Origin of the sequence: Bradyrhizobium centrolobii (genome assembly GCF_001641635.1) — a bacterium.
GTDB lineage: Bacteria > Pseudomonadota > Alphaproteobacteria > Rhizobiales > Xanthobacteraceae > Bradyrhizobium > Bradyrhizobium centrolobii.
On record NZ_LUUB01000051.1, the window covers coordinates 295374 to 308528 of the forward strand.

A 13155-nucleotide genomic window follows, 5' to 3' on the forward strand; every position below is an offset into this window, starting at 1 on the left:
CCGGCGACACATCGCCCTCAGCAGGGTGCCACCCTATTGCCGCATCAGGCGAACCACGTCCTGTCGCAGCAGGTAGAAGGAGACTGCGAGCAGAACGACGTCCTTCATCAGGAAGGGCACGTTTCCCGTCATCGCAGGGAAGCCTCCCGCGGCGACGTCCCAGCCCTCCGGCATGAAGGGAATGATGGTGACGGTCGCAATGAAGGTGCCGGTCGAGCCCAGGGCGCCGAGAACGCCGAGGCGCTTGTCCCAGAAGCCCGCGAGCAGCAGCGAGCCGAAGGTCCATTCCGAGACGCCGAGGAAGTAACTCGCGCCGGCATGGCCGAACACGGGATAGAGCCACCAGATCAGCGGACCGTTGCTGATGAATGGGACCAGTCTTTCGAATTCATACGGAAACCACTTCTGGTAACCGAAGAAGAAGAACATGATCACCATCGCGGCGCGGACGGCGTGGTAGTCGAGATCCTCAGCGAGCAGGCCGGATCTGTACAGCACGCGGACGAGAGGGTGTTGAGCGGTATTGGCAAGCGTGGTCATGGTCGTGATCCCTTCATTCAAGAAGATCGACGAGGCGCGCGTTACGCGACCGCCGGAAAATCGATCTCGCTGTCGTTGATGCGGTTGAAGACATTGGTGAAGACGGTGGTCGCGAAGGCCAGGCTGATCTCCACGAGCTGCGTGTCGGTGTAACCGGCGGCCTTGATCGCAGCGAAATCCTCGTCGCTTACCGTGCCGCTCGTCCGCGCGAGCTTGCGGACGAAGCTGACCAGCGCGTCGCGCTTGGCATCGCCGGTGGGCTGGCCGTCGCGGATCTGCTTGAGCAGCTCGGGCCTGATGCCGGCGAGCTTGGCGAGATGGCTGTGGGCTGCGACACAGTAGTCACAGCCGGCGGCTTCGCTGATGACGAGCTTGATGACCTCTTTGTCCGGCTTGGTCAGGGTGCCGGAAGCGAGCACCGTATCGGCAGCAAGCACAGCCTTGAGCGCAGCGGGGCTATGGGCGGCAATGGCGGCAAATGTGTTCGGCACGCTGCCGATGGCCTTTTTGATCTGGGCGTAGACCTGACCAGACGGACCGGCGTCGGTTTCGAGATTCGGGACGGAAAGACGAGACATGGTGGCACTCCGTGGTTGGGGTGATGAACGATTGCGGAGTGACGATATGGCCGCGACGTGAGATCTTGAATGTCAGAACATCTCTGATATATGCTCAATCGTCTCATTCGTCGGGGCGCCCACCATGGATTGGCTGAGCCGGCTGTTCGAGATGATGCCGGTACGCGGTCGTCTGGACCTGCGCTGCTCCTACGGCGCGCCCTGGCGGATCGAGCAGGGGCCGGGCGAGGCGAACGAGATTCCGTACCATGCGGTGCTTGCCGGTTCTGCGATGCTGGAGAATCCGGCAGGAGGCCGGTCGCTGCCGCTGAAGATTGGCGACATCCTCCTGCTGCCCGGCAATCCACGACACGTCATGCATGACGGCAGCGGAGCCGCGCCGCTCAAGGCCCGTAACCGCGCATCTCTCAATTTCACGATCAGCGAAAATCCCGGCTCGGGCGAGCGGCTCGATTTGTTGTGCGGGCACTTCGCGATCGCCCCGCCGCACGACCGGTTGCTGCGCAGCTATTTGCCGCCGATCCTCGTCGTGAATGCCGGCGCTCACCCCGGAGAGCGGGACACTGCGGGGCAGCTCGTGAGCCTCGTTGCTCTGATGCGCGGCGAGACGGCGGACGACCAGTTGGGGGGCCGCGCGATGCTGAACGCGCTATCGACGGCGATGTTCACACTTGTGCTGCGGCTCGCCAGCGAGACCGAAGACGCGCCACGGGGGCTGCTTGCGCTCGCAGGTCACCCCCGCCTGGCGCCTGTGGTCGCCGCCTTGTTCAACGAGCCGGCACGCGCGTGGACGCTGCCCGAGCTTGCGCGCCTCTCCAACATGTCGCGTGCGACACTCGCCCGTCAATTTCAGGAGAAGCTCGGGCGTTCGCCAAGTGATCTCCTGACCGACATCCGCATGACCCTTGCAGCGAACGAATTGAGGAAATCGTCGATCTCGACCGGAGCCGTTGGGGACGCGGTGGGATATCAATCGGAGGCGGCGTTTCAGCGTGCCTTCAAGAGCCACATGGGTGTCACGCCGGCGCAGTGGAGAAAGACACAGGAACGCTCCGGGCACGACATCTTTGCAAGCCCTGCGGCGGCTGCCGATGCGAAGCCGGCTGAAGCTCCGGAAACGGGCGCACGAAAGCAGAGGACAGCGAAGGACGGCGATGGGCCCAAGCCGGCCTAGAGAAGCTCCAGGCGGGTTCCGGTCGGGTTGCGGTCTGTAGCCGAGCGGGCACGGCAATCCGTAACGAGGAGATTATCGACGGCGTCGATAACGACGCGAGTTGATCAATCCGACCGCAGATGCGCGATTCACCCATCGATCGCCGCTACATAGTCTACATGCAGAGTGATTGGTGCTTTCGATCCGTCCAGAACGACACGGAGGCTCTTGGGATAATATCCAACGCCAGTCACAATCCCGGTCTTGCCTGCCAAGCGAGGACCAGCTGCGGGCTTTACCTGAATACGCGAGCCCAGTGGAAACCTGAGGTTGGTTTGCGCTGATCCTGACATGGCTTCCTCATCAGTGCATGAGGCCGTTGTACTCGAGAAATTCTCCGACGGTTGTTGAGCTTAAGGGAAGGGTACGAAGTTCGGGCCGCGAGGCGGCTTGCGCGCGGTAGGAAATCTAGCAGCGTCAGCTCTTCGACAACAACAATCCCGGACAATGCAGAGGAGATCAAAATCAGGGAACGACGCGGCCGTATTTGCGCTCAGGCGGAAATAGGAATTTGGTCGTGAAATAGACAGCGCGACGCTGTGTGAATTCAAATGCAGCGAACTGTACACGCTACTCCCCCTTAAGACAGAATTCCTCCATTCCCCGAAATTCTTGGTCGTAACTCTCACCGTACGAAAGTCTCGTCGTGCGAATTAGTCAAATCTAACACCTCGCGCGTCGGCGATCGCTATCGCAGCCGCCGCGAGTGGTAGGAGCGCGAGGGAGCAACGAGTTCGACTTAGGTAATCGAAGCATCCTCCCAAGGGAACACCCTTCGTCAGGGCTACTCCATTCGCTCCGAATCGAAGTGCCCGTTTTGGGCCTACTGCAAGCCGCTCGCCATAATAGGCGACTTGGTCGGCCTTTTGCCGCAGGTTGCAGGTAGATTCTACCACGTCACCCGTTTTGATGCCCTTGAGATCGCTTCTCGAAATGCCTTGAAGGGAAATTTGGCGGGCTGACTATCGTGCAATTGGGCGCCCTAGATTTCGGCACAATAATCCCTTGGTTCGGCCCAATGGAACGGAAACTGCTGCCTCAAACGTAAACATACGTTCATCTCGGTGGGACGCGCGATCGGTTGTCGGGCGCTCAGACCTACAGGTCACTGGGGGTTACAACACAGACAAGGGGAATATCATTGGCAACCTTACACTACGCTGCGGGCGGGGGTCTGGACTCGCAAGGTAACTACACGCCAGCCGAAGCTGGCTTCAATCTCGCAGACGTCCAGTATGTCGACCAGGTGAATGCACTGCCCAGTGGCGTGCAGGGTCTGGTCTGGCTCGATCAGTACCAAGGCGTGACTCAGGACTTCATCAACCAGGTGACGCCCTTCCTCAACAACCCGAAGGTGTTCGGCTTCTACCTCGTGGATGAGCCCGATCCGACCGGACAGTCGGGACCGCAGGCCAGCGCCGCGGACCTGAAGGCGGAATCCGACTGGATCCACCAGCATGATCCTGGAGCGAAGACGTTTACCGTCCTGAATAACATGGGCTCATCGGACGATCCGAGCTATATGAACAGCTATAACCAGGCGAACACCCACATCGATTACTTCGGTCTCGATTGGTATCCGGTGTGGTCGGACCGTCCGAATGTCGATGTCAGCACGATCGACAAATACGTCGCTGCCGCAGAGCAGGCCGGCATTCCGCACGACTCCATCGTTCCGGTCTACCAGGCGTTCGGGGGCGGCGGCTGGACCACCGAAACCGGCAGCCAGGTCGCGATGCCGACGGCCGCGCAAGAGCAGGCAATGATGGATCGTTGGGCACAGGATGTTCCCAATCCGGCCTTTGACTATGCCTACGCGTGGGGTTCGCAGAATGGTGATACGGCCCTCGAAAACTCGCCGGAACTGCAGAAGGTGTTCCTTGCGCACAATACGAGCGGGAGCACATCGACCGGTGGCACGACCGTCCCGCCCGTTACCGATCCGGTGACCACGCCGGTTTCCGACACTGGCGGAAGCACGGGCACGGATGGCAGCACGACTCACGTTGCCGGCGCTGGCGGAAGCACCACCGTCGGAAGCACCACCGACGGAAGCACCACCGGCGGAAGCACCACCGATGGAAGCACCACCGGCGGAAGCACGACAGTCGGCAGCTCGACGGGAAGCACCGCGACCGGCTCGACCGGAAGCACGACCCCCGTGTCGGGCTCGGACGGAACGACGGATCCGTCGACCGGCGGTACCACGGACCCGTCGACCGGCGGCACGACGGGCACTGGCGGCTGGGGTGGCCATGGCCACGGCCACGGTAGCTGGTCGGGCGGTACGTCCGGCTCGACGACCGCGGACGGTTCGTCCGGGGTGACGACCGCGGACGGTTCGTCTGGGTCGACGACCGTCGACACCGGCGGCCACAATCACCACGGCGGTAGCTTCGATTTCTCGCAGTGGATCAACGGCATCACGTCGTCCGGCTCCGGGGGGCATTCCTGGTGGCAAGGTCAGACCACGACGCCGACCGCGACTGCGGACGCAAGTTCTGATCCGACGGCCACGTCGGACACAGGATCTTTCGCCGGGCATCTGGCTGATCTGGTGAATCACCACAACGATCATCACGCGTGGCACTGGTAAGCTCGTAAGGTCGTCTGCATCAACAAGGACATACGCGCGGTGCGCCGCGCGTATGTCCAGTCTGGGGGAGTTCCTCGCGGCCGCAGTGGCTGTGAGGCGGGGTGCCATTCCGCGCACTGCGGAATGTGGAAATGCGGGCGTCTTGACGCTCGATCGCACGCAATTTTCAACCGCTTACCGCCGCCCGACCAAGGGCGGCCCGGATATGCACATGCACGCTTCGGCAAAACGGTCTGCGCTCGCGGACGCTTTCCGTCGGATACGTCCCGGCCTGCTCGCCGCCGGCGGACTGTCCATCTTCATCAATCTGCTGGTGTTCGTGTCGCCGCTCTACACCATGCAGATCTACGATCGGGTGCTGACGAGCCGAAACGGCATGACGCTGTTGCTGCTCTCGCTGATCGCGCTCGCGCTTTTCGTCAGCTACGCGGCGCTCGAGCATTTTCGCAGCCGGGTTCTCGTGCAAACCGGACTTCACTTCGATCGGCTCCTCTCGGGGGAGACGTTCGAGACCGCGCTCGGACAGGCGCTGAGCACAAGCAGCTCGCATCACGTTCAGCTGCTGCGCGACGTCGACACCTTGCGTGAGGTGCTGTCGGGCGGCGTCATCACGTCGCTGATGGACGTGCCGTGGACGCCGATCTTCCTCGCGATGTGCTTCCTGCTCCATCCGCTGATCGGCCTGGTCGCCCTGATTGGCGCAGTCGTCATCCTGACGCTCGCCTTCCTCAACGAGCGCCTTACGAAGGCGCCGCTGAATGCGGCTGCGTCGAAGAATCTTCATGCTCTGGACCGCTTGACGTCGTCGCTGCGCAACGCAGAAGCGATCCGCGCGCTTGGAATGGGACCGGCGGTGCGCGCGGCCTGGGCGGCAACCCATGGTCAGGCGCTGCTGGAAAGCGCAACGGCCGGGGAGCGCGGCGGCACGTTGCTTGCCATCTCCAAATTCCTGCGCATGGCGATTCAGGTGGCCATCATGGGAGTGGGCGCTTATCTCGCGATCCAGCAGGAGATCTCGGGAGGCGTTCTGTTTGCTGCTTCGCTGATCATGGGACGCGCGCTCGCGCCGGTCGAGGCGGCGGTGTCGCAATGGAAGGCACTGGTTGCCGCGCGCACGTCATATGCCCGGCTCAACCGCGCGCTTGAGGCCCGCACGGCGGAGGGGCGGCCGACGCGGCTGCCGTCGTTGGTGGGCGAGGTCTCGATCGAGGCCGCGACGGTGCTCGTTCCGGGATCGCAATTGCCGGCTATCGCCGACGTCTCGTTCCGCCTAGCGCCCGGCGAAGTTGTCGCCGTGGTCGGCCAGTCCGGCTCCGGCAAATCGTCGCTGGCGCGGGCCCTGGTCGGCGCCTGGCCGCTGGTGCGCGGCTGCGTGCGCATCGACGGCAACGACATCAGGCATTTCGATTCCAATTTCCTTGGGCAGAGCCTTGGCTACCTTCCGCAGGACGTCGAATTGTTCGCCGGTACCGTGCGCGACAACATCGCCCGCTTCCGCGACGACGCCTCCGACGAGGCGGTGGTCGAGGCGGCGCAACTGGCATCGGCGCACGCCATGATCCAGCGGCTTCCGAAGGGCTATGACACCGTCATCGGGGACAACGGCGCCGGTCTTTCCGGCGGTCAGCGGCAGCGCATCGGGCTCGCTCGCGCGCTATTCGGCAAGCCCGTGCTGGTCGTGCTCGACGAGCCGAACGCCAATCTGGATGGCGACGGCGACCGCGCGCTGGCCGATGCGATCCAACGACTGCGGCAGCACAAGGTGACGATCGTGATCATCAATCATCGGCCCAACCTGCTCGCGGCGGTAGACAAGATCGTGTTCATGCACGAAGGTCGGCTCGGGCGCATCGGCACGCGCGAGGAAATGCTTCCCGCGCTGCTTGGCCAGACCGTCGCGCCGATGCGCCGCGACGTGCGCGGACCCGCTGAACATCACCGTGCTGATGGTCACAACCGTGCCGACGGCGCTCATCGCCACGCACACCTTTCAAATCAAGCGCGTCCGGCGCACGCGACGAGGCAATGATGGACAAGCTGTTGCAGCAGGGAGCCGACGCTCTTCAAGACGAACTGGCGCAGATCCTCAAGCAGTTCACCAGAACCGGCGAGGTGGTGCGCGCGCCGCAAGCTCCGCGCGAGCTCTTTGCGAAGGCGGGGGCGATGACAAAGTCGTTGGTCCGTTTTGCAAGGACAAGGCTGCCGACCTTGTTGGATCGAGGGGCGCAGGGCGACAATGACGGCCCGTCGGGCGATTGGCAGACACCCGCGCGGCGCGGCTTTGCCATCGTCTTCCTTACCTTCGGTGTATTTGGCGGCTGGACCGCCCTCGCATCGATCGACGGTGCCGTGGTGGCGACGGGCTCGGTGGTTGTCGAAAGCGACCGCAAGGTGGTGCAGCACCTCGAGGGCGGAATCGTCCAGGACCTGTTGGTGAAAGGCGATGCCCATGTCGCCGAAGGCCAAGTCCTGTTGCGGCTCGATCCAACCCAGGAGCGGGCCAAGGAGGAGATCGCCCGCTCGGCGGTGTATTCGGCGATTGCCGAGGAAGCTCGCCTGCAGGCGGAAGCCGAAGGAAAAGACAGCGTCACGTTTCCGACCGAACTGCTCCAGAAGACCTCCGATCCAAGCGCGATACGCGCAATGGGTGACCAGAAGCGGCGCTTCGATGAACGTCGGGCTGCGCGAAAGATCGAGATCTCGATCCTCGAGGAACGTATCGCGCAGGCGCAGCGGCAGATCCAGGGAAACACCGCACAAAGCAAGGCGTCGCGGGCGCAGTTCGACAGCATGAGCCAGGAATACACCAAGCTCAAGCCGCTCGCCGACCAGGGCATCGTGCCGTTCGCGCGCGTCGCTACGCTGGAGCGCTCCAAGGCCGATCTCGAAGGCAAGATCGGCGCCTACGAGGCGGATATCGCCCGTTACGGCCGCGTCATCGACGAGTCGCGGCTCCAGATCGACCAGGTCGGGCAGAAAGTGCTGGAGGAAGCCACCGGCAAGCTCGCCGACACGCGCGCCCAGCTTGCCGATGCGCGCGAGAAGCTGCGTGTCGCGGTCGACGTCCTGGCCCGGATGGAAGTGCGCGCCCCGCGAGCTGGGCGGATCGTGAACCTCAAGGTCCACACGATCGGTGCAGTGATCAAGGCGGGCGACGTGTTGATGGAGATCGTGCCAGACAACGACGTCCTCGTGGTGGCTGCAAAGGTGTCGTCGCTTGATATCAACCACGTACAGCTCGGCTTGCCCACCGAGGTACGGCTTCCCTCGTTCAAGGCACGCTCCACGCCGATCGCTGTCGGCGAGGTCCTTTCGATCGCTGCAGATGCCACTCGCGACGATGCCACGCATCAACCCTATTACGAAGTGAAAGTCTCGGTACAGGTGACGCAGTTCCCCGAGCAAGTCCGTGAAAAGCTCAAGCCGGGCATGATGGCCGACGTCCTGATCGCAACCGGGGAACGGACGGTTCTTGCCTATCTGACCCAGCCGATTACGGACGCGATCCGCCGCGGTATGCGGGAGAGCTGAGGAGGCGTTGGTTTTAGCCGGCCGGCCCGCGCAAGGGCTGCTGCACCGGAGCAGGTGTTTCCCCGCTACGTCAACCGGTCATTGCGGGGAATCAGGCGAACCTCGCTATCCCCTCGCGCATGCCATGACAACGCGACCCGCACCTGTCTCGTTCGTGACGACGCGGACATTTTCGTAAGCGTCGTTGCGTTCGAGCAGGGTTGCCACTTGCCGATCCTGGCCGAGGCCGACCTCGAACAAGAGAAGTCCTCCTGGCCGCAAGTATCGAGGCGCGTTCTTCGTAACACGCATATGGATGCTCAGTCCGTAAGGCCCGGCGGCGAATGCTTCGCGCGGCTCGGCTGTGAGCAGAGAAGCGCGATCACCTTTGAGCCGGGATTCCGAGATGTAGGGTGGGTTGCAGACGATCATGTCGATCGTTCGCTCGAGTTGCAGGCCTGACAGGGCCTCGAACAGATCGCCCTGGAGCACGGCGACGCAGGACTCAAGGCTGTGACAGGCAACATTGCGGCGCGCGAGCTCGACACATTCGCCGGTCAGATCGCTTGCCCAGACGCGAGCGCCGGGAATATTGAGCGAGATCGCGCAGGCTAGATTGCCGGAGCCGCAGCACATGTCGATGATCCGCGACGCGGGGAGGCCTGTTCGGCGCAGCGCGTCAACGGCGGTCCTGCCAAGCAATTCCGTTTCGGGCCGCGGCACCAGCGCACCAGGAGTAACCAGCAGCTCGACTCCCATGAACCAGGTACGGCCTCTCCCGTATGCCTCGGCAACGTTGATTGTTTCGCTCATCGCATCCAAACCTCACGCGTGACGTATTCTCCGCCAACCGTTGAGCCTGCTCATGGCTATTCAGTGCGGCGGCCAGGTGCAGACCTGTGCAAAACGCCGACGAACGGCATCCAGGCCGGCCAGTTCAAATGTGTTCTCGTAAGGTGAAGCCGTTCCAGCATACACTTTGACCAGAAGCCGGCCTCCATCCGGCATGGAGCGTATGAGGCGGACGGCGTCGCCCGGAAACGCAAGACTTCGTCCGCCTTCCGCAACCCTCCACCGCTGGTCGACAGGCGGTTGATCATCGATCTGGTACACGACCTTCACCCCGGTGGCCGGAGTTTTACTCCAGGAGCCCGTCGTGGAGAGCATCAGTTCGGTCCGATTGGCGCGACAATGGATGGCGAGCGAGGAGGGCCCATCCTTCGAGGTGGCTCGCGCCGTGGTCTGCGCCGCGATCTGCGGCTTGTAGTCCACCGGCGAGGTCGTTTCGCTCATGATCCAGTTCGGACCTTGAGGTGGCAGTTGGGCGGATTGTTCAGGTGCTTCCCCGAGTTGTTCGTCGACGCATTTCAGGCGTTCCATTCCTTCGAACCGCGCGCAAGCCTTCACGCGATCGAGCGCATCGTCGGCATGCGCGCAGCTTAGATAACTGATACCCGCGAGCACGGACGCCGCGAGGGCACCGAGTCGCCTCATCGTGACAGTCCGACGGTCGCGCTTGGCGAGCGATCCAGCCATTCCTGCGCCGGACCAAATCGCGCCAGACTGGGCACGCTGGCGCGGAGGTTCACGTCTTTCCATTTCGCATCGAAACCGGCGGACTGCAGCCGGTCCAGCCGCCCGAACAGGTGCTCCACGAAGCGCGCCATGCGCCGATAGCGATCGGTCTGCGGCTGCCAGTTGTAGGCCGCAAGAACCGTGGGGACGGCGATGGTCGCGATCCGCTCGCCCTTTGGTACGAGGTTTGGATAGTCCTTTGAGTCGATGGACGACGGAAGATAGTAGTCTTCGAATCTGGTGTCGTATTCGATCGGCAGGAACTTGAAGCCGTCATCCCAGCGCCCTTTCAAGAAGGCGTCGATCGGCTTTGATGTGATGAAGACAACGGCCGCGATTTCCCCGCTCTTCATCTGCTGCAACGCGACCTGGTGGGGAATGAACATCTTTTCGACATTCAACCCCAGCCGGCTGAAAATCAGCGGACCGGAATAAGCGGCTGCCGTGCCCTGAGTGTTGAAGTTGACCTTCTTTCCCTTGAGGTCATCGAGCGACTTGATCTCGGGACGCACGAAGACATGCAGTTCGGCCGGGAAGAGGTTGAGAACATAGACGATGCGCCGTTCGATCGATGGGACCTGCGCCTTGTACTCGTCAAGGGCATCCGTGTTGATAATCGCGGCATCGACGCCCCTGAGATAGAGCAGCGAGTTGACGTTCTCCGTCGCGCCGGTCGTCACGATCGGAATGACGTGAAGCTTGTCGTCCTCATTGACGACGCGGGCGATTTCTGCGGCCAGCCGGAGCGGCGCGCCCTCGATGAGGCCTCCGGCGAGCCCGACCGTCCATGCGTTGATGCGCTCCTTCGCGGCCATGTCAGCGTTTCGTGCCGCGGTTGATGCTGTCGTCTCGCGCGACGAACGAGATTGAGCGTTGGCAGCAAGCTGTAGGCCGAGCATTGCCAGTACAAAGGCAAATGCGAGCTTGCTCAAGGACATGGGTCTCTCCACTCTCTGGGCTAGGTTCCGATTCTCTCTAGTGGCTATTTGAGCCCCTTGATCCGTCCTTCCGCATCGTCAATGCCGCCGGCCTGTGCTCGTTCATACAGCTCGCGCGCCTTCGCGGAATCGCCGGCGACGCCGCGGGCGTCCCACAATTGCAGCACGTGAGGATCGTAGGTTTCGGCAAGCATGAAGGCGGCTCGCGCGCTGCCTTGTCCAACAACGTATTCCAGCAAACCGCGTGCGCCGTTGATGTCGGATTGCCGGAGCAACGCGTTAGCGCGGGCAAGGAGCCTCTGTTCGTTCGCGAGCGGACGCGGCGACGCGTTCGCAGGCGCGGAGCGCTCCGACGCCGGGACGACCTTGGGATCGGGGTCAGGCGGAGCAGGACGTTTCGTCACCGGCGCGTTCGGTGTCGTAGCGGTAGATGCGGATGGGCGAGCGGGGGGCGTAGCGGTGGCCTGGGTACCGGTGTGGCCCGGCGCACGTCCGGCTCCCTCGCGCGAGGGGAGGACGGCGGCGGTAGAAGCATTCCGAGCGGCCAGCTTTCGGTTGGCGTCCTCGAGCTGAGCCCGCACGGAGGCGAGCTCACGCACAAGACCATCGGCGCGTTCGTGCTCTTTGTCGAGCGCCAGCTTCTGCTCCGCCGCCGCAGCGTTTGCCTCGGTCATTTGGAGGAGCTTGGCGTCGGCCGCGGCGAGACGCGTGGAGCGTTCTTCGACCTGTTTTCGCGTCGAGGCAAGTTCGCTGGTCAGCGTTTCGCTTCTGGCTCGTTCCTTCTCGATCTCGCGCCTGGCTTCGGCCTTTGCGGCGCCCTCGGCGGTTCGCACCGCCTCCGGGGTCGCGGCACGTGCCGCATCGCGTTCATTCTTCAATGATGCCGCTTCGCGCGCGAGGGCGTCGACACGCGTGCGCTGCTGTCCAAGTTCCCGCTCCAGCGCTTGCTTCTGCTTGGCGTCTGCCGCGCGGGAGTTTGCCAGCTCAGAACTCGCGGTTTTCGCCGCACTGAGCTCGGCGTGCAGAGAGCTTAGCTGGCGCGCCGCGGTGTCTGCTTTGTCCCGCTGCTTCTCAAGTTCTCGTTCCAGCGCCTGCCTTTCCTCGACGTGCGCAACAGTGGCCTTTGCCGCGACGGAAGCCGCGGCCTGCGTCGCGGTCATCGTCGTGCGGAGGTTGCTCAATTCGCTTGTAAGGGCTTCTGCCTTATCTTGCTCCTGCTTCAGTTCCTGCTCGAGAGCCTGCCTTTGTGCGGCCTCTGCAGCGGCGGATTTTGCGGCTTCAGACTCTGCGGTCCGCGCAGCGCCGAGTTGCGATTTGAGCGAGACAAGCTGGAGAGCAAGCCGCTTGGACCCGTTCCGCCGTTCAATCGGAGGCTCCTGCTTGAGCTCCGCTTCGGAGGTTTGCATCGCCTTCGAAGCCGCGACCCGTGCGATGTCGAGCTCCGCCTTCAAGAAGGAGAGCTCACGCGCCAGATTGTTTGCCCGTTCCCGCTCCTGTTCGAGCGCCTGCGTTTGCCGGATTCCAACCTCGATGGCGCGGACGGTGTGCGCCTGGGTTTGCCGCGCGGCGTCGAGCTCCGCCCGGGCAGCTGCCAATTCACGCGCAAGCTTGTCCCCACGCTCCCGCTCCTGATCCAGCGCCTGTTTCTGCTTGATCCGCTCTCCTTCGGAGGCGGATTGAACGACGTTGAGCTCGGTGCGAGGCGCTGAGGTCATTTCGCGTGCGAGGGCATCGGCCATGTTCCGTTGCTGCTCGCTCTCAGTGGTCGCCTTTTGCGCCCTGGGTGTAGCGGGCTGTGCGAGCGCCGACTGCGCCTGATCCGTGCGTTGAGCCAGGATCAGCCTGCGTGCGACGTCGCCCGGCTCTCGGCCGCGCTCGACGCCCCGTCGCTCAAGTGTCGCCGTCGCGATGAGGGAAGTGCTATGGTCACCGTCGCGGCGTAGCCGGCCCTCGGCGACGCCAGTCAGGAATGGGAGAAGGCAGGTGATCAGAGCGGCCGTGCGCGCGCCTACGCGGGCGTATGAGCTGTCAACGATATCGACTCCTCGTCGTCCGCGGAACGGAACATGCTGGTGCGACGGCCAACGCGCCGTGGTGGGCGCGACGACTCCTCGTTGCTGCGACTCGAATCCGTGCACCCCCATTGCGACAACTCAGATTCTGTAGGGTTCATGGCCGTTCATTTCATGACACCGCCTTCGTCGG

The 13155-nt window shown here is 63.1% G+C and carries 10 protein-coding genes; 4 read left to right on the top strand and 6 right to left on the bottom strand.

Annotation, left to right across the window (positions count from 1 at the left end):
- Window positions 1-33 precede the first annotated feature (33 nt).
- Together AYJ54_RS14880 and AYJ54_RS14885 are read right to left on the bottom strand one after the other, a co-directional pair.
- A complete protein-coding gene (locus AYJ54_RS14880; protein WP_063699737.1) occupies window positions 34-540 on the bottom strand; it encodes a YkgB family protein in 507 nt (168 codons plus the stop codon).
- 41 nt (window positions 541-581) lie between these two features.
- Window positions 582-1118 carry a carboxymuconolactone decarboxylase family protein gene (locus AYJ54_RS14885; RefSeq protein ID WP_063699637.1) on the bottom strand — a complete coding sequence of 179 codons (537 nt, stop codon included), beginning with the start codon at window positions 1116-1118 and terminating at the stop codon, window positions 582-584.
- Between the two features lie 124 nt (window positions 1119-1242).
- Here AYJ54_RS14885 and AYJ54_RS14890 point away from each other — a divergent pair, with 124 nt between their 5' ends.
- From AYJ54_RS14890 to AYJ54_RS14905, 4 genes are all read left to right on the top strand, one after another.
- Window positions 1243-2292 carry an AraC family transcriptional regulator gene (locus AYJ54_RS14890; protein WP_063699638.1) on the top strand — a complete coding sequence of 350 codons (1050 nt, stop codon included), beginning with the start codon at window positions 1243-1245 and terminating at the stop codon, window positions 2290-2292.
- A 1180-nt stretch (window positions 2293-3472) separates the two neighbouring features.
- Window positions 3473-4927 carry a calcium-binding protein gene (locus AYJ54_RS51290; RefSeq protein WP_201724190.1) on the top strand — a complete coding sequence of 485 codons (1455 nt, stop codon included), beginning with the start codon at window positions 3473-3475 and terminating at the stop codon, window positions 4925-4927.
- Between the two features lie 205 nt (window positions 4928-5132).
- Window positions 5133-6956 (top strand): type I secretion system permease/ATPase, encoded by a 1824-nt coding sequence (locus AYJ54_RS14900; protein ID WP_063699738.1) that lies wholly within the window; start codon window positions 5133-5135, stop codon window positions 6954-6956.
- Entirely contained in the window at window positions 6956-8458 is a 1503-nt protein-coding gene (locus AYJ54_RS14905; protein ID WP_245329012.1) for an HlyD family type I secretion periplasmic adaptor subunit, read from the top strand. The genes AYJ54_RS14900 and AYJ54_RS14905 overlap by 1 nt, the downstream gene beginning before the upstream one ends.
- Window positions 8459-8563: 105 nt before the next feature.
- Here the strand turns inward: AYJ54_RS14905 and AYJ54_RS14910 are convergent, their stop codons facing one another.
- From AYJ54_RS14910 to AYJ54_RS14925, 4 genes are read right to left on the bottom strand one after another with little or no spacing between them, the layout of a single operon-like run.
- Complete coding sequence (locus tag AYJ54_RS14910; protein WP_063699640.1) at window positions 8564-9250, bottom strand: N5-glutamine methyltransferase family protein; 687 nt, start codon at window positions 9248-9250, stop codon at window positions 8564-8566.
- Window positions 9251-9310: 60 nt separating this feature from the next.
- Window positions 9311-9901: a type VI secretion system-associated protein TagO gene (locus AYJ54_RS47175; RefSeq protein ID WP_161491855.1), complete on the bottom strand. Its 591-nt coding sequence runs from the start codon at window positions 9899-9901 to the stop codon at window positions 9311-9313.
- A gap of 26 nt (window positions 9902-9927) precedes the next feature.
- Window positions 9928-10950 carry a TAXI family TRAP transporter solute-binding subunit gene (locus tag AYJ54_RS14920; RefSeq protein ID WP_063699642.1) on the bottom strand — a complete coding sequence of 341 codons (1023 nt, stop codon included), beginning with the start codon at window positions 10948-10950 and terminating at the stop codon, window positions 9928-9930.
- A gap of 44 nt (window positions 10951-10994) precedes the next feature.
- The gene (locus AYJ54_RS14925) at window positions 10995-12689 is read right to left on the bottom strand and encodes a coiled-coil domain-containing protein (RefSeq protein WP_136623696.1); all 1695 of its coding nucleotides are present in this window, start codon (window positions 12687-12689) and stop codon (window positions 10995-10997) included.
- Between the last annotated feature and the right edge of the window lie 466 nt (window positions 12690-13155).